Below are 22,073 nucleotides of genomic sequence, written 5' to 3' on the forward strand. Positions count from 1 at the left end.
TCCTTATTCTGCGTTACGCAGCAATTCATTAATGCCGGTTTTGGCACGTGTTTTTGCATCCACACGCTTCACGATAACTGCGCAGTAAAGGCTGTACTTGCCGCAAGCGCTGGGCAACGAGCCGCTAACGACCACGGAGCCAGCAGGAATACGGCCGTAAGTTACTTCGCCCGTTTCGCGGTTGTAAATTTTCGTGCTTTGACCAAGATAAACACCCATGGAAATCACGGAGTTTTCTTCAACAATCACGCCTTCAACGACTTCAGAACGTGCACCAATGAAGCAGTTGTCTTCAATAATGGTGGGGTTGGCCTGCAGGGGTTCCAACACGCCGCCGATTCCCACGCCACCGCTTAGGTGTACGTTTTTACCGATTTGCGCACATGAGCCCACAGTGGCCCAGGTGTCTACCATGGTGCCTTCGTCTACATAGGCGCCAATGTTCACATAACTGGGCATCAGCACCACGTTTCTGGCAATAAAGCTGCCGCGTCGCGCAACGGCGGGTGGTACAACACGAAAGCCGCCTTTCTTGAAGTCCTCTTCGGTGTAATCCACAAATTTGGTGGGTACTTTGTCGTAAAACTGGGTAAAGCCACCAGCCGCCATGGGCTTGTTGTCCTCAAGGCGGAAAGAAAGCAGCACGGCTTTCTTGATCCACTGGTGGGTAACCCATTCGCCACTTTCTTTGGAGCAAACGCGCAATTCACCGGTGTTCAGTTTTTCTAATACGTCACCTACGGCAGACCGTACTTCTGCTGGAGCAGAAGAAGGGGAAATGTCTGCACGATTTTCCCAAGCGGCTTCAATGATGGATTGGTGATTTGTTGTCATGGTGATTTCCTGTGTCAGAGTATGTTTCTAATTCGTTGTGCAGCTTCACTGCATTCAGCCAGGCTGGCTACCAATGCTATGCGCACATGGTTGGCGCCGGGGTTAAATCCGTTCACTTCGCGGCCCAGAAAGCTTCCGGGCAACAGGGTAACATGCGCTTGCTCAAACAACCTTTTTGCAAAGGCGGTATCGCTTTGGCCCAAGTCTGCCCAGAAATAAAAACCTGCGGGTGGAATATGCAAATTGAGCGTGCCCTCAAGAATGGCGCTGAAAGCCTTGAATTTCTCGGTGTACAAGCGGCGGTTCTCTGCCACATGTTCTTCGTCATTCCAGGCGGCCACGCTGGCCATTTGTACGGTGGTCGACATGGCTGAGCCATGGTAGGTGCGATAACGCAGAAATGCCTTGATCAGGTCTGCATCGCCAGCCACATAGCCTGAACGTAGTCCCGGTGCGTTTGATCGCTTGGAAAGACTGGAGAACACGATCAGGTTGTTGTAATCAGAGCGGCCCAAACGGCTTGCCGCCTCAAGCCCACCAATGGGTGCAGCAGTTCCATCCAGGTAGATCTCTGAATAACATTCGTCCGACGCAATCACAATATCGTGCTCATCGGCCAAATCAAACAGTTTTTGCCAATCCTCCAGGGTATACACGGCGCCAGTGGGGTTGTTGGGTGAGCACACATACATCAGCTTGGTTTTCGACAGCACATCAGCGCCAAGCGAATGAAAGTCAGACAAACCGGTTTCCGGATCAATATTTACAAAGACCGGGCTGGCCCCACCCAAAAATGTTGCGCCTTCATAGATTTGATAAAAAGGATTCGGAAAGGCAACGTGGCAATCTACATCATTGCCCACCCCGCAGCCATCCAGAACAACCTGGGCAAAGGAAAACAAGGCTTCTCGAGAGCCTAATATTGGCAGTACCTGGGTTTCTGGATCGACCAAGGCATCAAATCGGCGCAATATCCAGTCAGAAATCGCTTGTCTCAAGACCGGCAACCCTTGTGTACCTGGATAAACCGCCAAACCACCCAGGTTGTCGATCAGGGCTTGCTTGATCAGGTCCGGAGTGGGGTGTTTGGGTTCACCTATGGACAAGTTGACGTGTGCCAGGCCACCAGTGTGCTGGCTGCCGGCGAACAAGGCCCGCAGGCGTTCAAACGGATAAGGCTGAAGTTTGTCTAGGTTTTTCAATGGGTTCACCGAAATTTCTGTTTTAGCCGCGCCTTGTTTAACCGCGAGTGGGGTTCATCGTTGAAATAGAGTCAAGTTCAACCTTCGGCAATGGCTGAAAACTGGCATGGCGGTGTTCAGCCACCACCGTGGTGTAAACGCCACCGCGGACATACCACTTCGCGGTCAGTTTCATGTACCGGGGGTCGGTTGCGGCTACCAAATCGTCCAGAATCTTGTTGGTTACAGCTTCATGGAAGGCACCTTCTTCGCGGTAGCTCCACATGTACATTTTCAGGCTTTTCAGTTCCACATTCTTTTGATTGGGCAGGTAGTCAATCACCAATGTGGCGAAATCTGGCTGACCAGTCAAAGGACAAAGGCATGTAAATTCAGGCACTTCGATGTGGACGTGGTAAGGCCGATCCGGGTTTGGGTTCGGGAATGTTTGTAAATCGCGGCTGGGTTTGTTACTCATGCTTCTCTCGTAAGCCAATGGGGCCGTGGGCCACTGTGGCGTTAAACAACTCAATCATCCTGCCAACTAGGGGCAAGTGCCCGGCGTAAAGCTCAAAGGCTTTGCTATTATAAGGTCAGCGGGTTTTCAAGTTCCCGTGGGTTGAAGTTTTTATTCGTTCTATTGGTCTCATTTCCACCTCATCGTGCGATTAACTCACATTCGTTTAGCTGGCTTTAAGTCATTTGTTGAACCGACATCCTTTGCTGTCCCCAGTAACCTGGTGGGCGTGGTGGGTCCGAACGGCTGCGGCAAATCCAACATCATCGATGCAGTGCGCTGGGTGCTGGGCGAGTCCAAAGCATCCGAATTGCGCGGTGAGTCAATGCAAGACGTGATTTTCAATGGCTCGACCAACCGCAAGGCGGCTTCTCGCGCCAGTGTCGAACTGGTGTTCGACAACGCTGAGGGCAGGGCTGGCGGCAGTTGGAACCAATATTCTGAAATTTCAGTAAAACGCGTGCTTACACGCGATGGCGCTTCAACCTACTACATCAACCAGCAGGCGGTTCGCCGCCGCGATGTTCAGGATATTTTCCTGGGTACTGGTCTTGGGCCGCGCGCTTACGCCATTATAGGGCAGGGCATGATTGCCCGAATTATTGAAGCCCGTCCGGGAGAATTGCGAATTTTTCTTGAAGAAGCTGCGGGCGTGTCGAAATACAAGGAGCGTCGTCGGGAAACCGGCAATCGTCTGGCCGATACGCGCGACAACCTGACCCGAATTGAAGACATTCTGCGTGAGTTGACCAGCCAAATTGAACGGCTGGAACAGCAGGCCACTGTGGCTCGACAGTTTAAAGAACTGGAAGAGGCGAAAAATACAAAACAGCGCTTGCTTTGGTACATCCGCTACTCAGAAGCACTTGAACAAAAAAACACCGGTCAGGCCAAACTAGAGCGAGCCAAAGCGGATCTTGAGGCTATTCAAGCCAAATCGATCAGCACTCAAACGGAATTGTTTGCAGTGCGCGAAAGGCAAGTGGATGCGCAGCAGCAACTTGAAAATGATCAAACCCAATGGATTGAGGCCAATCGGCAGGTAAGCCGCCTCGAGGCGGATTTACGCGTGATGGCTGAATCGCGCGCCCGTTTGGGTGCCCGAGTGGCCGAACTTGAGCTGGAAATACAAAACTGGACAGCACGCCAGGAAGACGCCAATGCTCGCCTGGAGGAAATCAGCGGTTCCACAGAAGAGCTACAAGCGGAACTCGAAGAGCGAATTATTGCCCTTGAAGAGGCGGAGTTGGCTGTTGAGCCCGTTGAACAGGCTTTGCAGGTTGCGCGCTCTGCTGTGGATCAGCAACGAGCAGGCGTCATGCAAATACAGCAAGCGCTCAGTCAGGTGTCTTCGCAACAAGAATCAGCCAGTCGTGCTGAAAATACCATTCAGGTAAAGCTGGATCGCCTTGAATCAGAAAAGCAGCAAATTGCGGCTCCCTCTGTACATGAAATGGATGAGGTTCAGGCCCGAGTTCAGTCACTTGAAGGCGAGCTTTCCCAAGCCACAAACAATCTTGGCGAACTGGAAAACAAACTGGCCGCGGGCGGCGCTGAGCTGGACCACGTACAAGGGGCGTTTAATGCCGAACGTGACAAGTACGCCAATGCCCAGGCGCAATTGCAAGCACTTGAAAAATTAAATGATCAACTTGCAGAAAGTGCCGAATTAAAGCCGTGGGTTGAAAGTAGCGGATTGGGCGAAACTCCGCGCTTGTTGGGCAAACTGCAAGTTGAACGTGGCTGGGAAAGGGCGCTTGAATCTGCTTTGAGGGAGTCTTTGGACAGCTTTCAAGTCAGAACACTGGACTTGGTTGAGGGCTTTGCAAAACAGCCTCCGCCCGCCCGCGTGGCTTTCATGGAATCGTCACCGACTTTAAATTCAAACTTGCCCGTGGGTCCCGAAGACCTGGCAAGCTTGGTCCGCAGTTCGGATTCGTCTGTACAACAATCGTTGGTTCAGTTGTTGGCGGGCTATTTGCTGGCACCCGATTTGCCATCCGCGCTGCTCAAACGCAAAACACTCAAGCCTGGTCAGCGAGTTTTCACGCCACAGGGACATTGCGTAAGCGTCACCGGGGTGTCTTTCTATGCTGCCGATAACGCTCAAAGTGGTCGGCTTGAGCGCCAGCAGCAAATTGAAGCCTTGCGCACTGAAGTGCGAGCACTCGACATGTTGAAAAACGAGTCCATGGCCAAGCGCGATCAATTGCAATTGCGCACCGGTGAAATGAAAGCCAATGTGGTGCAGGCCCGAAACCTCGTCGAAAGCCTTACAAAACGCCTGCATGAAGCCCAAGTGCAATTGATTCGCCTGCAAGAACAACAAAGCAGGGCGGACAGTCGTCGCGAACAGATCGGTTTGGATTTGGCTTTGTTGCAAAGTGAGCTTGAAGAACAGCGCGCCATTCTTCTCGAATCAGAAGACAAATACGCCGAGCTGGATGAACAACTGGCAGTGGCCAGCGATGCCCTTGAAAGCCGCAAAGACAAGGTAACGGAAGCTGAACAGGCACTGCGCGACAAACAGGCACAAGTACAAAACACACTGCGTAGGAAACAGGACGCAGAGTTCAATATTCGCAATCAGGAATCGCGGCAGCGGGAATGCGAGCGCGACACTGCATTTGCAAGCAGTCAAATTCAACAAATTCAACAGCGCAAGCAACTGGCTTTGGCCGAACTTGAGGGGCTCTCTGAAATTGAGGGACAAGAGGCGCTTCAAGGTGCGCTGGAAGAACGCGTGATCGCCGAAGAAAAAGTGGCAGTGTCTCGCGATGCCCTTGAACAAATCATGGCGAAGGTTTCTGAGCTCGAGCGCAGCGAGAAAGAGAGCGACAAACAGGCTGACCCCTTACGGGATGCGGTTCAAGACTTGGCATTAAAAATTCAGGCGGCTGAATTAACCATCGAACAATATAAAAATTTGATGGACGAAGTTCACGCCGATGTAAACGAATTAAGCCAGCAGTTCGTTGCCATGGAGGTGCCGCCTAAAGCGTCGGTGCTCCAGGCTGAAGTAACGCGCCTTACCAACGGTATGCAAGAGTTGGGGGCAGTCAACCTGGCCGCGCTTGACGAATTGGCCGCTGCGACAGAGAGAAAATCTTTCTTGGACCAACAGGCTGGTGATCTGATAGAAGCCATGGAAACCCTTGAGGATGCAATTAGTAAAATTGACAAAGAGACCCGAGACCTTCTCTCTGAAACCTTTGGTGTGGTCAATGGCCACTTCTCGCGATTGTTCCCCAAACTATTTGGTGGCGGCGAGGCTCGCTTGGTCATGACTGGCGATGAAATCCTGGACGCTGGTGTTCAGGTATTTGCGCAACCGCCCGGCAAGAAAAACGGCACTATTCACCTGCTGTCAGGTGGAGAAAAAGCGCTTACTGCCACGGCACTGGTGTTTGCAATATTCGAATTGAATCCTGCGCCATTTTGCTTGCTCGACGAGGTGGATGCGCCGCTGGACGACGCAAATACCGAGCGCTTCACGCGCTTGGTCAAACAAATGTCTGAACAAACCCAGTTTTTGTTCATTTCCCACAATAAAATCGCCATGGAAATGGCGCAGCAGCTGATCGGAGTCACGATGCAGGAAAAAGGTGTTTCCCGTATTGTTGCCGTTGATTTGGCTGCAGCAGAAAAAATGGCCACGGAAACCGTATGAACGATTTACAACTCACCCTTCTGATTGTTGGCGGCGGCGGCATTGCTGCCATGATCGCTTACAACTGGTGGCAAGATTACAGGCTGCGAAATCAGGCCAGCGAACGCTTCGGTCAAACAGACGAAGATCCGCTCTTGAATACAGGTGTGGCCAAATCAGGATTTGAGCGCTTCGAACCAGGTTTTTCAGGTTCGAGTCGTCCGGATTCTGACCTTTCATTTGATGAGGCCGCAGATGATTCAAGCTCTGAAATGCCCCTCAACGACAATAATCTGCAAAATGAACTGCAAATTACAATCGACAAGCGTCTGTTCGCAGATTTTATTGTTCGATTTGATGAGGAAAAAGACGCAAATTCGTGGAAAGCGCTGGTCGATGGCTTAGAGCAGATCAATCGGAAGCGCATTATTTATTCTGCCAGTCCTGATTCTGCTGAAAGCACTGAAACGCTGTGGTTTAAGGCCAGTCCCTATGCGGGCACGGCACGATCATTAAGAGCCAGTGTTCAGATCGCCAACCGCAAAGGACCACTGAGCTCTATTGAGTTTTCAGAAGTTCTTGGAAAGCTGAAACGGTTTGCCGAGGATCAAAATGCGGACATCGAATTCCCGGAAATGAAAGAAGTGGTTGCCAAAGCAGAAACGCTGGATCAAGCAGCAGCTGCGCTGGATACCTTGTTGGGATTGCATTGTTTGCTACCCGACACCGTGCAAGAAAGCACGGCTGTTGACATGCTGGCGGTGGCCGGTTGGGTACAGAAAGGACATCAGTGGTTTCTCAGTGACGAATCGGGCTCCCTGGCCAGCATGGTGATTCACAATGCGCCTGGTAAGCGTTTGTTGAGCTTCAGCATTGATGTGCCCAATTCTGCTGAACCAGTCAAGGCCTTGGGTGACATTGTCACCGTATGCCATGGCATGAATGAAAAATTTGGCGCCCCCCTGATGGACGACTCGGGTAGAACCTTGAGTACGCAGGCAATTGAAGGTATTTACAATCAGCTCATTGAGCGGGTTCGCAATTTGACTGATTCCGGCTTCAAACCTGGCACAACCGTGGCTCGCATTTTGTTTTCATGAGCAATCTGGATTTGTTCGATAGTGCAAACAGCGGCAATTCTCCGGAAGAGTCGCCCATGCTGGCCATGCGCAGGCTGATCGATTTGTTGAACCGCTGGGAGCATGCTTATTATGTTCTCGACGAACCCGAGGTGCCCGATTCGGAGTACGACAAAAATTACCAGTTGTTGCAGCAACTCGAGAGCAAACACCCTGAACTAATTCAAAGCAATTCGCCAACGCAACGTGTCGGCGGCAAGCCCGCCGAGGGATTCGAACAAGTTCGACATCGCGTACCCATGCTTTCGCTGGGCAATGCATTTGATGACAGCGACGTGATTGCGTTTGATCGGCGAGTCAAAGAATTGGCCGATCTGCCCCCTGAAGCCATCATCGATTACTCGGTGGATCCGAAATTTGACGGTTTGGCAATATCGATCCACTACAACAATGGCAATTTTGACAAAGCGATTACCCGTGGCGATGGCACTGTGGGTGAAGACGTGTCAGCCAATGTAAAAACCATTCGAAGCTTGCCGCTTCGATTAAAAGGAAGCGACGTACCAGCACAGCTTGAAATTCGCGGCGAAATCTTTATGACAAAAAAAGATTTTATGCAGATGAATGAACGGCAGGCAGAGCTCGGTCTGAAAGTTTTTGCCAATCCACGCAATGCAGCCGCTGGCACCATTCGACAACTTGATCCCAAAATAGCCGCGGGGCGTCCCCTGCGGTTTTACTGCTACGGTGCAGCATTGGAACGCGAGCAACTTCGTGAACTAAAAAGCCAATCTGCCATGATGAAATGGCTGGCAGACATGGGATTGCCAGTGTCGGAATTGAGCCAGACCGCGCATGGTGCAGATGGTCTGCTTTCGTTTTATCGCAATGTAGGCGAACGTCGAAGTTCCTTGCCTTTTGAGATCGATGGTGTGGTTTACAAAGTTGACTCCTTTGATCTTCAGGATCAACTGGGGTATGTGGCCAAAGCACCGCGCTTTGCAGTTGCACATAAATATCCACCCGATGAAGTACTCAGCCGGCTGCTTAACATTGAAGTGCAGGTGGGCCGAACTGGTTCAATTACTCCGGTAGCAAAACTGGAGCCAGTGAAGGTAGGCGGGGTGGTTGTTTCGTCTGCCACCTTGCACAACTTGGATGAAATTCAACGCAAAGACTTGCGCGTGGGGGATCAAGTGTTGGTTCGCCGGGCAGGCGATGTCATTCCCGAGGTTATTCCGTTTTCCGGCAATGTTCGCAGCGCGGCAAGCACTGCATTTGTTATGCCCACGCATTGCCCAATTTGTAACTCCCTTGTTCGCAAGGAAGAGGGCGAGGCTGCATTCAGGTGTACTGGTGGCTTGGTGTGCAAAGCACAGCTTACGCAGTCCATTATTCATTTCGCACATCGGCGAGCCATTGACATTGAGGGACTGGGTAACAAGCTGGTTGAAGTCTTGGTCGACAAAGAGTGGGTGAAAACGCCGGCAGATCTTTTTCGCCTGGAATATGAGGCGTTGGTGCAGCTTGAGCGAATGGGTGAAAAATCGGCGCGAAACCTGCTGGACAGCATCAACAAAGCAAAGCAAACCACCTTTGGACGCTTTCTCTTTGGCTTGGGCATAAGGCACGTGGGCGAGGCGACAGCACGAGACCTGGCAACGCATTTTAAAAATGTCGACCGCCTGATGGGCGCGAGCATCGATGCGCTGCTTGAGGTGAACGACGTTGGCCCAGTGGTGGCTGAATCAATTCGTCAATTTTTCGATGAACCAGGCAATCAGCAGGTCGTGCATGAACTTATTGCGCTTGGCCTGAGTTGGCCTGCCGAAGAGACCCAAGTCACTGATGAGTCGCATCCGTTTTATGGCAAGACATTTGTGCTGACAGGCACTTTGAGCCAATACAGTCGAGACGACGCAGCGGCATTGATCGCAACACGAGGCGGAAAAGTAACCGGTTCAGTGTCCAAGAAAACGGATTACCTTTTGGCTGGAGAAGCGGCGGGTAGCAAATTGGACAAGGCTGCTGCCTTGGGCGTTACAGTGCTGGACGAGGGTACATTTCAAGGTATGCTTTAATTAGAATTGTTTATTTCGATTACTTTCTTATTCATTGACTACTACTGAGTGAGCGATCATGACCCGAGTTAGAAAAGCTGTATTCCCCGTCGCGGGTATGGGCACCCGCTTTTTACCTGCCACCAAAGCAAGCCCCAAAGAAATGATGCCGGTTGTGGACAAGCCATTGATTCAATACGCCGTTGAAGAAGCGCTTGAAGCCGGGATGACCGAACTTGTTTTTATTACAGGGCGCAGCAAACGATCCATCGAAGACCATTTTGACAAGGCCTACGAGCTGGAAGCTGAGCTACAAGCGCGTGGTAAAACCGCACTGCTTGAAATAGTGAAAAACATTGTACCCAGTCACGTGAATTGTATTTATATCCGTCAGATGGAGCCGCTGGGCCTGGGACATGCAGTGTTGTGCGCCGAGCCCGTGGTGGGTACGGAACCCTTTGCTGTGCTGCTGGCTGACGACCTGATGGATGTTGACAAAGGCACGCCTTCGGTGACCCATCAAATGGTCAAAGTGTTCGAGCGTGAACACGCCAGCGTATTGGCAGTGCAAGAGGTTGATCCTTCTGAAACAAAGTCTTACGGTATTGTCTCAAGCACGCCTTGGAACAATCGTTCCGAGCGGGTCAATGCAATTGTTGAGAAGCCCGACCCCAAAGACGCCCCCACCAACCTGGCGGTAGTAGGGCGTTATGTGTTGAATTCACAAATTTTTGATCACATTCGCAAAACCGGCAAAGGCGCTGGCGGAGAAATCCAGCTGACTGATGGCATTGCCTCCTTGTTGGAAGACCAGCCCGTATTGGCTTATCGATTCACAGGTACGCGCTTCGATTGTGGCTCTAAAATTGGTTATCTAAAGGCCACGGTGGAACTCGGTTTGAAACACCACGAAGTGGCTGCAGAGTTTGCAGATTATTTAAAGAACAGGAAGTAAACAATGTACGCAGTGTTGGGCGGTAGTGGTTTGAGTCAGTTGCCAGGGTTTGAAATTACCATGCGCAAGGTGCAACGCACCCCGTATGGCGAGCCCTCCGGTGCCCTCACCATCGGCATGCTGGCCGGTCATGAAATTGTTTTTCTGGCGCGCCACGGCTACGGACATACCATTGCTCCCCATCAAATTAACTACAGGGCCAATATTTGGGCCCTGTCGCAGCTCAACATCGAAGGGATTCTCTCCGTGGCCTCGGTGGGTGGCATTCGCCCTGATTTAAAGCCCGGGCAGTTGGTCGTACCCGATCAAATACTGGACTACACCCACGGGCGCCACGCTACTTTTTTTGAAGGCGACAACCAGGCAGTGCAACACATCGACTTCACCTGGCCTTATGACCAAGCACTTCGCACGTCGTTGTGTCTTGCCGCTGACTCAGTTGGCGAGCAAGTGGCGCAGGGCGGCTGTTACGCCTGCACACAGGGTCCACGATTGGAAACTGCGGCCGAGGTTAAGCGGCTGGCGCGCGATGGTGCCGACATTGTTGGCATGACTGGCATGCCCGAGGCCTGCCTTGCGCGTGAGCTGGAAATACCGTACGCGCACCTGGCCTTGGTAGTCAACCAGGCTGCCGGAGTGGGCGAGAGTGCTCAGGAAATTTCACACGCCCAAATCAGCAAAACAGTTCATGAAGGAATGGGCCGTGTAATGGGGATCATCAAATCGATGGTCCAGCTTCACGACGAATAAAAAGGGTTGTGTAAAAAACCCGATATTCGAATTCAAATGGACAACAGCTCCAGAAGCTCGGCTTCAAGTTGAATTTGAAGTTTGCCGGAATTCAGTGATTGACCATACAGCAAGAAAGAATCTTCCGCGCGCTCGCCCAGGGTCATGATCTTGGCTGTTTGCACGTTGACTTTGTATTGCGCCAGCAAACGAGTAATGGAGTAGAGCAAACCCGTGCGGTCAGTGGCCGACACGGTGAGCAAATATTGATTGCCTTTCTCGTCGGGCTTCAAGTCAACCGAAGGGCGCACCGGAAAGTGTCGTGATTGTCGGGACATTCTTCCAAACACCGGTGCTTCAAGGGGCTGACGCTTGATCAGTCGGTCCTGAAGTTCTGCCTCGAGTAAGGACAATGTTTCCCGGTAAAACTCATGGTGACTGTCGTGCTGGATCAGGAAAGAATCAAGCGCATAACCGTGCGAGGTGGTGTGAATTTTCGCATCCAGAATACTCAGGTTCTTGGAATCGAAATAACCACAAATTCTCGCAAACAAATCCATTTCATCCCGCGTGTAAACCAGCAATTCCAGGCCTTCACCAATGGGAGAAAGGCGAGCCTTGACGATCGGTTGATCTGTGTCCACGCGCCAGTAAAGGTGCCGCGTGTGCCAGGCAATGTCGCTGGGGCCTTGTCTTAAGAAATAAGACACGTCGAGCTGAGCCCAAAGCTTGTCTTGCACATCATCGGAAAGTGCATACAGCCGCAAAATTCTCCGCGCCTCAGCCTGCTGCTCGGCAAGCATTTGACGGCGGTTCGGAGCCTCACCGCCCAAGTGTTTAAGCGTCAGTCGATACAAATCTTCCAGCAATTTGCCTTTCCAGGCATTCCAAACTTTCGGGCTTGTACCCCGAATATCAGCCACTGTGAGCAGGTAGAGTGCTGTCAGGTTGCGTGGAGTTTTTACCAACGCGGCAAACTCCTTGAGCACTTCAACATCTGACAAATCTTTCTTCTGAGCCGTGTTCGACATGGTCAGGTGATGTTTCACCAGAAAAGCCACCAAGTCGGTGCTTTCCTGATTCAATCCGTGGTCTTTGCAAAACTTGCGGGCGTCAACTTCACCCAATACGCTGTGGTCGCCACCACGACCCTTGGCCACATCATGAAACAGGGCAGCAATATACAACAACCAGTGATCGTCAAAATTGGCCATTAATTGGCTGCAGTAGGGGTACTCATGTGCATGCTCTGCCATCGTAAACCGGCGCAAATTGCGAACCACGGTCAAAATGTGCTGGTCTACTGTGTACACATGAAACAGGTCATGCTGCATTTGACCCACAATTTTCCGAAAAACAGGCAAATACCTTCCGAGCACACTGGTCTCGTTCATGCGCCGCAGTTCGTGGACTATTCCTTGGGGCTGTTTGAAAAAATCAATGAACAACGCCTTGTTGACGGGGTCATTTCTGAAATCACTATTGATCTTGACCCGACTGTGCCAAAGTCGGCGCAACATTCGGGCGCTCATACCCTTTAAGCGCGGGTTTTGCTGCATCACGATGAAAGCACGAAGCATGGCTGAAGGATTTCGGGCAAATACCTCGTCGTCTCGAATGTCGAGCAAAGAATCAGTGACCTGAAACTCATCGTCGATCACCACAGGTTCAGCATTAACGCCGAATATCGACAATTCAATATTTTGAAGCAATATCGTGTTCAATTGCATGACCGCCTTGGCGGCCAAATAATACCGTTGCATCAGTTGTTCGCTTGACCGCTTCGCAGCGGTGGGGCGATAGCCCAAGGACTCAGCCAGTTGGGTTTGCACATCGTAAACAAGTCGGTCTTCCCGGCGGCCAGTTGTCACATGCAATTGGTATCTGAATTTTTTGAGGGTGCGCTCGTTGTTTCTCAACTTTGCGGCCTCAAATGGCGTGATCAGCCCTTTTTTGGCCATTTCAGCCCAGCTATTGCCCAGATTGGCAGCTCGGCATACCCAAAGAATGACGTGTAAATCTCGAAGTCCGCCGGGGCTCTCTTTGCAGTTGGGCTCAAGGCTGTAGGGTGTTTCTTGATACTTGGCGTGACGTTGCCGAAGCTCAAGGGTTTTCTTACGAAAAAAGGCTTTAACTTCAAGTAATTTGTGAAGAGTATCGTTCAGCTTTTTGAAATTATTGGAATTGCCGGCAAGAAGTCTCGATTCAACAAGTGCTGTTTGTACTGTGATGTCTTTGCCAGCTTCTTCAACACATTGGTCAGGGGTTCTGACGCTGTGCCCGATTTCAAGGCCAATGTCCCAACCCGATCCACAAAAGGTTTCCAGCTTCTCTGTGTTGATTTCATCCGGTTCCTGGTCAATGAGGATCAGCACGTCCACATCAGAGAAGGGAAACAATTCACCACGCCCATAACCACCAACCGCGACCAAGCTGTATTGTTTGGGCATTCCGATGGCATCCCAAAGGGAGACCAGGGCTTCATCCACGCAAACACTGCGTTTTCTCAGCACCGATTCAACCATGGACGCTGGGGTGTGTTGGTCAAATGGGGTCAGCCAAAGGTGTGCCTGGCTTTTCAACTGGTTCTTAATTGCTACCCGCACAGCGTTCAAATCTTGTGCAGAACTGGATTCAGCCGTAATTACCGGTTTGTTGCTCAAGTCAGGCTGCCTGTGTTTTCAAGCGAGGATTCGCTGGTGTTCCTGTTGACTGAGTCAAGATTTCGTAACCATCGGCGGTGACCAAAACCGTGTGTTCCCACTGAGCCGACAGACTGTGGTCTTTGGTCACAATTGTCCAGCCATCCGGCATTTCCTTGATTTCCCTGCGACCCGCATTCAGCATGGGTTCGATGGTGAAAATCATGCCTTCCAGCAATTTCACACCAGTTCCAGGTTTGCCATAGTGCAACACTTGCGGTTCTTCATGAAACTTGGTGCCAATTCCGTGACCACAAAACTCACGAACCACCGAGTAGCCAAAGCCTTCAGCGAATTTCTGAATCGCAGCACCCACATCGCCCAGTGTGGCCCCGGGTTTTACCTGCTCAATGCCAATCCACATGGCTTCAAACGTAATTTCACACAGTCTTCGCGCGGCCAGCGAGCCCTCACCCACAATGAACATGCGGCTTGTGTCGCCGTGATAACCCTCTTTGATGACCGTAATATCAATATTGATAATGTCACCGTTCTTCAATTTCTTGGGGCCGGGCACACCATGACAAATTTGGTGGTTGACCGAAGTACAAATTGACTTGGGGTAGGGCGTGTAACCCGGTGGGGCATAATTCAAAGGGGCTGGAATGGTGCCCTGCACATTCACCATGTAGTCGTGGCAAAGCTTATCGAGTTCATCGGTGGTAATGCCTGCAACCACGTGCGGGCCGATAAAATCCAGAACTTCCGAGGCCAAACGGCCAGCAACACGCATTTTTTCAATGTCGTGCTCATTTTTAATCACAATATCCATGGTTTTGTTTAATTCCTGCTTGAGCTAACGTATTTTAACCGAGTATAATCTTTGGCTGCTCTGGCGCTATGGCTAACTGGCTTAGTTAGTTGGCGCTTAAGAGTAAATTTAATGGTTTGTGCGACAGGGTGCTAGTTTTTGTTGGTTTATTAACCCGATGCTAGCCCAGTACAAACCCATTCAACCCTGTCTATACTGGAGAAATTCATGGCAGCATCAATGCGCGAAATGCTGGAAGCTGGTTGCCACTTTGGCCACCAAACACGCTTCTGGAACCCAAAAATGGCCCCTTTCATCTACGGCCATCGTAACAAAATCCACATTATCAATCTGGAAAAAACCGTCGTAATGCTCGACGACGCGCTGAAATTCGTGAAGCGACTGTCAGCAAACCGCGGCAACATCCTGTTTGTCTGCACAAAGCGCCAAGCCAAAGAAATTATCGCTGAAGAAGCAGCACGCTGCGGCATGCCCTTCGTTGACCAGCGCTGGTTGGGCGGCATGCTGACCAACTTCAAAACCGTGAAAACATCCATCAAGCGTCTGAAAGACATGGAAGCCATCATCGCCGACGGCGGTACTGAGCGCATGTCCAAGAAAGAAGCCTTGATGTTCGCCCGTGAACTCGAAAAACTGAACCAGTCAATTGGTGGCATCAAAGACATGCCAACATTGCCTGATGCAATTTTCGTGTGCGACGTGGGTTACCACAAAATTGCCATCACCGAAGCCGAGAAGCTGGGCATTCCAGTTGTTGGTATCGTGGATACGAACCACTCGCCCGCAGGTGTTAGCTACATTGTTCCTGGTAACGATGACTCCGCCCGCGCCATTCGTTTGTACGCCCGTTCCGTAGCCGATGCCGTATTGGCTGGCCGCGACCAGGCTGTAAACGATGTGGTTGAAGCCATCAAAGGCGGCGACGACTTCGTTGAAGTGTCTGAAGAGGGAGCTGAAGGCTAATCAAGCCTTTGTCTTCCGATGGGGCGACCAGTCGCCCCTTTTTTTTATCTAATTCAGAATCCGACTTTAGGAGAAAATCAATGGCTGAAATTACAGCAGCAATGGTTAAAGTACTGCGCGAGAAAACAGACGCGCCCATGATGGAATGCAAGAAAGCCCTGACCGAAGCCGCTGGCGACATGGACAAGGCTGAGGAAATTTTGCGTGTGAAATTGGGCAGCAAGGCCAGCAAAGCCGCTGCTCGCGCAACCACCGAAGGTCTTGTTGGTATTTATATCAATGATTCCAGCAAGTTGGGCACAATTGTAGAAGTAAACTGTGAAACCGACTTTGTTGCCAAAAACGACGATTTCCTTGCCTTTGTAGCCAATGTGGCCAAGCTGATTGCCGACCACAACCCTGCAAATGTTGAAGCGTTGTCAGCATTGCCACTGGGCGAAGGCACAGTTGAAACCGTGCGTGCAGCCCTGATCGGCAAGATCGGTGAAAACATGTCTGTGCGTCGCTTCAATCGTGTAGAAGCCAAAGGCAACCTGAGCTCGTACATTCACGGTGGCAAAATTGGCGTACTGGTGGACTACACCGGGTCTGACGAGAACGTGGGTAAAGACGTTGCATTGCACATTGCGGCGACCAAACCCAAGGCTTTGCACGAAAGTGGTGTTCCACAAGAAGACATTGATCGTGAACGCTCAGTAGCAAAAGCCAAGGCGGAAGAGTCTGGAAAGCCAGCCGACATCGCCGAAAAAATGGTTGAGGGTTCGATCAAGAAGTTCTTGAAGGAAGTCGCTCTGTTGTCTCAGCCTTTCGTGAAAGACGACAAACTTACCGTTGAAGCCATGCTCAAGAGCAAGGGCAGCGAAGTTAACGGCTTCGACCTGTTCATCGTTGGTGAAGGCTTTGAAAAGAAGGTGAACGATTTCGCCGCTGAAGTTGCCGCTCAAGCAGCAGCCGCCGCCGCAGGACGTTAATTCCTTTATTTGAAGAGGGGTTTCTCGACACGGGAAGCCCCTTTTTATTTGTACGTCTACGAAGTTCTGTGCTTTACGTTATAGAATCCTGACAATGATCCAACAAGAGGCTTGAATGTCAGCATACAAACGTGTGTTACTCAAATTGTCAGGCGAAGCCCTGATGGGTGAAGACTCCTACGGCATCAATCGTCAAACCATAGAAAGAATGGTTGCTGAGGTTGCGGAGGTTTCCGCATCTGGTGTGGAGTTGGCAGTTGTTATCGGTGGTGGCAACATTTTCCGGGGTATCGCGCCTGGCGCGGCCGGCATGGACAGAGCCACTGCAGACTACATGGGCATGATGGCCACAGTGATGAACGCACTGGCCCTGCAAGACGCATTTCGTCGTGCCGGGGTTGAAGCACGGGTTCAATCCGCCTTGAACATTGAGCAAGTGGTTGAGCCTTACATTCGCCCCAAGGCCATTCGTTACCTTGAAGAAGGCAAAGTTGTCATCTTTGCTGCGGGTACAGGCAACCCTTTCTTTACAACCGACACCGCTGCGGCATTGCGCGGTTCTGAAATTGGTGCGGAAGTGGTGCTAAAAGCCACGAAAGTGGACGGCATCTATACTGCTGATCCCAACAAAGACCCAACCGCAACCCGGTACGAAAGAATTTCATTCAACGAAGCAATTTCCAAAAACCTCGAGGTCATGGATGCGACGGCGTTTGCCCTGTGTCGCGATCAAAAGCTTCCAATTCGGGTGTTTTCCATCAACAAGCCGGGTGCGCTGCACCGAGCCGTTGCTGGTGAAAACGAGGGCACCTTGGTGCACATGTAATAATTGACGAATCAATCGACTGAGGCAGTGAGAATCCAATCATGAGCGTTGCAAACATTCGAAGCACAACCGAAGAAAAGATGGTTAAATCCATCGAATCCCTGAAGACAGACTTGCAGAAAGTCCGCACTGGCCGCGCACACACCGGCATTTTGGACCATGTGCAAGTTGATTACTATGGTTCCATGGTACCAATTTCACAAGTGGCAAACATGAGTCTTGCCGACGCGCGCACCATTGTGGTTCAGCCGTGGGAAAAAAACATGGCCAACGCCGTGGAAAAAGCCATTCGTGAATCAGACCTCGGCTTGAACCCAGCGTCGATGGGTGAAACCATTCGTGTTCCAATGCCAGCGCTGACCGAGGAGCGCCGCAAGGAACTGACCAAGTTCATCAAGGGTGAGGGCGAGCAAACCAAGGTGGCCATTCGCAACCTGCGCCGCGATGCCAACGAAGCGCTAAAGCGCTTGGTCAACGACAAAGAAATTTCCGAGGACGATGAGCGCCGCGCACAGGCTGATGTTCAAAAATTGACCGACAAGTTTGTGTCTGAAGTCGATCAGGTTTTGCAGTCCAAAGAAGCCGAAATCATGACGGTTTAAAGTCATCCATGACCGTCTACACCAGCTCAACCCTGGATGTACCTTCCACATCCAACATTCCAAAGCACGTTGCAATCGTGATGGATGGAAACGGCCGTTGGGCTAAACAGCGAATGATGCCCCGGTTCGCCGGGCACAAACGTGGTGTAGATGCAGTCAAGCGCACTGTTCAAGCCTGCTGTGAGTTGGGCGTTGAGCATCTCACCCTGTTTGCTTTTTCCTCCGAGAACTGGCGTCGCCCCCCCGAGGAAGTCAGTTTATTGATGCGTCTGTTCATTCGGGTGCTTCGCAAAGACGTTGAGTCCATGCATCGGGAAAACATTTGCCTGAGGGTTATTGGCGACACCACAGCGTTTGAACCTGAGCTTCAAGCTGCGATTGCATCAGCCCAAGAGCTCACCAAAGACAACACTCGGCTGTTCTTGAATATTGCTGCCAATTACGGTGGGCGTTGGGATATTCTCCAGGCCACCAAAAAAATGTTGAAAAACAATCCTGAGTTGGCCAGCAATCCCGAGCAAATATCTGAAACGGATCTGTCGAAGCATTTGTGCCTTCAAGGCAGCCCTGAGCCAGACCTTTTCATTCGCACCGGCGGCGAGCAAAGGGTGTCCAATTTCCTGTTGTGGCAGTTGGCGTACACTGAGTTCTATTTCACAGACAAGTTTTGGCCTGATTTCGGCAAGCCCATGATGCTTGAGGCCATTGATTCCTATAACAACAGAGAAAGACGCTTTGGTCGAACCTCCGAGCAGATTCAACCCCCAGTGGTCAATGTTCGGCAATCTGCCCAGTGATTCGGTTCTCAATCGAGACATATCATGCTTAGAACGCGTGTGATCACAGCTGTGATCCTGCTGATCGTGTTGCTAGTTGTTCTGTTGTATGGCGGCGTGGTCGGCTGGAATTTATTTGTATTGGCAGTGCTTGTGGGTGCCTTCTGGGAGTGGGCAAGGCTGGGTCTGTTCAAGCCCCAACAGGCAATTGCATATGCAGTGTTGGGCGGTGCCCTTTGCGTTGCTGCTGAACGTGTAATTAATCTCCAAACTCAAGCTCTTCCGTTGCTTGCCTTGGCCAGCGTTTTTTGGGTGGCTTTCGCCCCATGGTGCCTTCGAAATGTGTCCGTCGGCGTGTTGGTCAACAAAAGCCTGTACGGCTTCGCTGGCTTTGTTCTTATCGCCGCTGCGGGTTTGGCCTTGATTATTACCAAAACCTACGGCATTGTCTTTTTATTAAGCACCATTGCAATTTGCTTTGCGGCGGATATTTTTGCGTATTTCTTTGGCAAAGCCCTGGGCAAACGCAAGCTGGCTCCCCGTATTTCTCCCGGTAAAAGCTGGGAGGGTGCAATTGGTGGTGCATTCAGTGTGGTCTTGCTGAGTTGGCTGGTGGTTGTACTCTCTGGTACCTATCCCGAGCTGAAAAACACTTGGCAAGTAATGGCCTTTGAACGTTGGCACCCCTTTGTATTCACATTCTGGCTAGTGGTGCTCAGTGCCTACAGTGTGGTGGGCGATCTGTTTGAATCCATGCTGAAGCGCAGGGCAGGGCTGAAGGACAGCAGTCAGCTGCTGCCAGGCCACGGTGGCGTTCTGGACAGAATTGATGCGCAGCTGCCTGTGCTGCCTCTTGCAATTTTGCTGGTTAGTGCAATCGTGGTTTGAATTTGACAATGAACGTGCAAAAACTACTTATCTTGGGTGCAACGGGAACCATTGGTGTCAACACACTGGATGTGGTTGCCAGGCACCCGAACCGTTTCCAGGTGCACGGCCTGGCGGCAGGTAAAAACATTGAACTGCTGTATGCCCAGGCGTGTGTGCACAAGCCCAAGGCATTGATCATTTCTGATCCTGAAGCATTGAACAGTTGGCATGCCCTGGGCTTCAGTAACAAACTTCGCGATCAACTGGGCTACGTTCCCGAAATTGGCGGGCACGGCGATCTTGAGTCTTTGTGCCAAAGCGATCAAGTTGACATTGTTGTGGCTGCCATCGTGGGCTCTGCAGGCCTTAAGCCCACACTCAGCGCTTTGCAGGCCGGGAAAAGGGTGCTGTTGGCGAACAAGGAATCCCTTGTTCTTGCCGGGCAGTTCATGATTCAGGCCTGTTTGCGATCGGGCGCCACAATTTTACCTGTCGACTCAGAGCACAATGCGATTTATCAGTGCCTTCCATCGAACTACGATATAAGTAAAGCAAGCGAGTTTGGTATTGAACGGCTGGTTTTGACGGCCTCGGGCGGACCATTCCGAAACAAAAGCCTCGCGGAACTTTCCGAGGTCACGCCTGCCCAAGCGATTGCGCATCCGAATTGGGTGATGGGTCGGAAAATCTCAGTGGACAGCGCCACAATGGCCAACAAGGGTTTGGAGCTGATCGAAGCATTGTGGCTGTTCGGTTTGCCTGCCAGTCAGCTGTCTGTGGTGGTTCACCCGCAATCGATTGTCCATTCTTTGGTGGAATACAAAGATGGCAGCATGTTGGCGCAACTGGGTTGCCCAGACATGCGAACACCGATCGCCCACGTATTGGGCTTGCCCGACCGAATTGAATCCGGATCGCCACGTTTGAATTTGGCCGCCTTAGGCAGACTGGATTTCGAAGAACCCGATTTAAGTCGCTTTCCGATGCTGAAATTGGCTTTCGAGGTGCTGGAGAAACCCGACACCATGGCGCCCGTTTTCAATGCCGCCAACGAGATGGCTGTGGACTTGTTTTTGAATGAAAAGATTGCTTATATGGACATTGTGAAGCTGACGCAAATGTGTATTGCCCGTTTCGCATCTGCCTCGGTTGGCAATCTGGACGATGCCTTTGCATTGGACAGCGAAGTGCGTGCTTTCGCAACCGAATGCGCTGGAAAGTTTTAAACACAGGATTTAAATGCTGAATTCAATTGTTTCGTTCCTGCTTGCCTTGGGCATTCTGGTTTTTATTCACGAGTACGGCCACTACGCAGTGGCCCGCTACTATGGCGTGCGTGTGATTCGCTTTTCCGTGGGTTTTGGCAAGCCCATTTTTCGGTGGATCAACCAGAAAACCAAGGTGGAATGGACAATTTCGTGGATTCCCTTGGGCGGATATGTTCGTATGCTCGATGAGCGTGACCCGGACAGCCTGAAAGGTCACGATATTGAGCTCTCAGAGGCTTTTAACCGCAAACCCGTGGGTCAGCGCATCGCGGTTGTGTTGGCGGGCCCCTTGGCCAACCTGATTCTTGCCGCGTTGATTTACGGCTTTTTGGCTTATATGCAGCCAATGGGCCTGGCCACTCAGGTTTCCGAGCCCACACCGAACTCGATCGCGGCCAGTACTGGCTTGATGGGCGGCGATGAAATCACGGAAGTCAACGGCGATAGAACCAAAAACTGGAACGAAGTCTCTTGGGCCTTGATCAAAGCTCGCCTTTTCCGCGACGATCTGTCAATCAAGGTTGATCGTGGAGGAAATGAAGTATTTCTGGAGCCGGTCAAGTCATCGGCAATCAATGCGGAGTTGGGTCCTTCTTTAACACGCGAACTGGGATTTTCCCCCATCGAAAAAAGCGTGCTGGTCAGGGCTGTGGGCGAGGGCAGTGCTGCAGCAAAGGCTGGCTTTCTGCCGAACGATCAATTGTTAAGCGTAGATGGCATCCCGGTTGAAACCTCGGCCCAATTTACCACCCTGATCAAAGAGCGCCCCGCATCAAAATCCACGGTGCTTGTTCGTCGCAACGAGCAAGACATCAGTTTATTGGCCGTACCTGAAAAAACACAATTGGAAAACGGGGAAACGATTGGACGTCTGGGCTTGTCCATAGGCGGCGAATCAATCATTGTCAGCAATCCCTTGAATCCGTTTGAATCGATTGTTGAAGGCACTGGTCGTATGATCGAAGTCAGCGTATTTTCGCTGGCCGCGTTGGGTAAAATGGTCACGGGCGATTTGTCCTGGAACCACCTTAGTGGACCAGTGTCCATTGCTTCGGCCGCAGGCGAATCATCGAGCCTCGGGATTCTTCCTTTTTTCGGTTTTCTGGCCATGGTTTCTGTTAGCCTAGGCATTTTGAATCTTTTGCCGATCCCTCTCTTGGATGGTGGGCACTTGATGTATTATTTGGCCGAAATCGTCAGAGGCAAGCCGGTTGATGAAGTGTGGCAAATTCGAGGCCAAAAACTGGGTATTTTGCTGATTGGCATATTGACCAGTGTTGCTTTTTTTAATGATATTCAAAGGCTAATTTTCTAAAGGC

The 22,073-nt window shown here is 51.2% G+C and carries 17 protein-coding genes and 1 pseudogene; 13 read left to right on the forward strand and 5 right to left on the reverse strand.

Annotated features, from left to right (window positions below; all coding sequences use genetic code 11):
- Nucleotides 1-3: 3 nt before the first annotated feature.
- From dapD to queF, 3 genes are read right to left on the reverse strand one after another with little or no spacing between them, the layout of a single operon-like run.
- A complete protein-coding gene (gene dapD, locus ACVL1J_RS05240) occupies nt 4-834 on the reverse strand; it encodes a 2,3,4,5-tetrahydropyridine-2,6-dicarboxylate N-succinyltransferase (protein WP_159570232.1) in 831 nt (276 codons plus the stop codon).
- A gap of 14 nt (nt 835-848) precedes the next feature.
- Nucleotides 849-2,045: a succinyldiaminopimelate transaminase gene (dapC, locus tag ACVL1J_RS05245; RefSeq protein WP_159570234.1), complete on the reverse strand. Its 1,197-nt coding sequence runs from the start codon at nt 2,043-2,045 to the stop codon at nt 849-851.
- A 28-nt stretch (nt 2,046-2,073) separates the two neighbouring features.
- The gene (gene queF, locus ACVL1J_RS05250) at nt 2,074-2,493 is read right to left on the reverse strand and encodes a preQ(1) synthase (RefSeq protein ID WP_040513619.1); all 420 of its coding nucleotides are present in this window, start codon (nt 2,491-2,493) and stop codon (nt 2,074-2,076) included.
- A gap of 184 nt (nt 2,494-2,677) precedes the next feature.
- Between queF and smc the strand changes: the two genes are divergently transcribed.
- Genes smc through ACVL1J_RS05275 form a run of 5 tightly spaced genes read left to right on the forward strand, consistent with a single transcriptional unit; the run spans nt 2,678 to nt 11,025 of the window.
- The gene (smc, locus tag ACVL1J_RS05255; protein ID WP_491665157.1) at nt 2,678-6,202 is read left to right on the forward strand and encodes a chromosome segregation protein SMC; all 3,525 of its coding nucleotides are present in this window, start codon (nt 2,678-2,680) and stop codon (nt 6,200-6,202) included.
- The gene (locus ACVL1J_RS05260) at nt 6,199-7,281 is read left to right on the forward strand and encodes a hypothetical protein (protein WP_341236365.1); all 1,083 of its coding nucleotides are present in this window, start codon (nt 6,199-6,201) and stop codon (nt 7,279-7,281) included. The genes smc and ACVL1J_RS05260 overlap by 4 nt, the downstream gene beginning before the upstream one ends.
- Complete coding sequence (gene ligA / locus ACVL1J_RS05265; protein WP_341236364.1) at nt 7,278-9,341, forward strand: NAD-dependent DNA ligase LigA; 2,064 nt, start codon at nt 7,278-7,280, stop codon at nt 9,339-9,341. Before ACVL1J_RS05260 ends, ligA begins: the two co-directional genes overlap by 4 nt.
- A 58-nt stretch (nt 9,342-9,399) precedes the next feature.
- Nucleotides 9,400-10,275, forward strand: coding sequence for a UTP--glucose-1-phosphate uridylyltransferase GalU (galU, locus tag ACVL1J_RS05270; RefSeq protein WP_159570242.1), 876 nt, complete (start codon nt 9,400-9,402; stop codon nt 10,273-10,275).
- Nucleotides 10,276-10,278: 3 nt separating this feature from the next.
- Nucleotides 10,279-11,025 carry an S-methyl-5'-thioinosine phosphorylase gene (locus tag ACVL1J_RS05275; protein WP_159570244.1) on the forward strand — a complete coding sequence of 249 codons (747 nt, stop codon included), beginning with the start codon at nt 10,279-10,281 and terminating at the stop codon, nt 11,023-11,025.
- Nucleotides 11,026-11,057: 32 nt separating this feature from the next.
- Here the strand turns inward: ACVL1J_RS05275 and ACVL1J_RS05280 are convergent, their stop codons facing one another.
- A complete protein-coding gene (locus tag ACVL1J_RS05280) occupies nt 11,058-13,619 on the reverse strand; it encodes a [protein-PII] uridylyltransferase (RefSeq protein ID WP_159571763.1) in 2,562 nt (853 codons plus the stop codon).
- A gap of 49 nt (nt 13,620-13,668) precedes the next feature.
- A pseudogene (gene map / locus ACVL1J_RS05285) lies at nt 13,669-14,490 on the reverse strand (type I methionyl aminopeptidase); the annotation flags it as partial.
- 195 nt (nt 14,491-14,685) lie between these two features.
- Between map and rpsB the strand changes: the two are divergent.
- The 8 genes from rpsB (at nt 14,686) to rseP (ending at nt 22,069) form a co-directional block, all read left to right on the forward strand.
- Nucleotides 14,686-15,441, forward strand: coding sequence for a 30S ribosomal protein S2 (gene rpsB / locus ACVL1J_RS05290; protein ID WP_159570246.1), 756 nt, complete (start codon nt 14,686-14,688; stop codon nt 15,439-15,441).
- A gap of 80 nt (nt 15,442-15,521) precedes the next feature.
- Nucleotides 15,522-16,412 carry a translation elongation factor Ts gene (gene tsf, locus ACVL1J_RS05295; protein WP_159570247.1) on the forward strand — a complete coding sequence of 297 codons (891 nt, stop codon included), beginning with the start codon at nt 15,522-15,524 and terminating at the stop codon, nt 16,410-16,412.
- A 115-nt stretch (nt 16,413-16,527) separates the two neighbouring features.
- Nucleotides 16,528-17,238: a UMP kinase gene (pyrH, locus tag ACVL1J_RS05300; RefSeq protein WP_008252555.1), complete on the forward strand. Its 711-nt coding sequence runs from the start codon at nt 16,528-16,530 to the stop codon at nt 17,236-17,238.
- A gap of 41 nt (nt 17,239-17,279) precedes the next feature.
- Nucleotides 17,280-17,840 (forward strand): ribosome recycling factor, encoded by a 561-nt coding sequence (gene frr / locus ACVL1J_RS05305; RefSeq protein ID WP_159570248.1) that lies wholly within the window; start codon nt 17,280-17,282, stop codon nt 17,838-17,840.
- Nucleotides 17,841-17,848: 8 nt separating this feature from the next.
- Entirely contained in the window at nt 17,849-18,637 is a 789-nt protein-coding gene (gene uppS / locus ACVL1J_RS05310) for an undecaprenyl pyrophosphate synthase (RefSeq protein WP_159570249.1), read from the forward strand.
- Between the two features lie 24 nt (nt 18,638-18,661).
- Entirely contained in the window at nt 18,662-19,504 is an 843-nt protein-coding gene (locus tag ACVL1J_RS05315; protein WP_341236363.1) for a phosphatidate cytidylyltransferase, read from the forward strand.
- 8 nt (nt 19,505-19,512) lie between these two features.
- The gene (gene dxr, locus ACVL1J_RS05320) at nt 19,513-20,712 is read left to right on the forward strand and encodes a 1-deoxy-D-xylulose-5-phosphate reductoisomerase (protein ID WP_159570251.1); all 1,200 of its coding nucleotides are present in this window, start codon (nt 19,513-19,515) and stop codon (nt 20,710-20,712) included.
- Nucleotides 20,713-20,725: 13 nt separating this feature from the next.
- Nucleotides 20,726-22,069: an RIP metalloprotease RseP gene (gene rseP / locus ACVL1J_RS05325; protein ID WP_159570253.1), complete on the forward strand. Its 1,344-nt coding sequence runs from the start codon at nt 20,726-20,728 to the stop codon at nt 22,067-22,069.
- The last annotated feature ends 4 nt before the right edge of the window (nt 22,070-22,073 follow it).

Source organism: Limnobacter sp. G6BE5S (genome assembly GCF_058448965.1).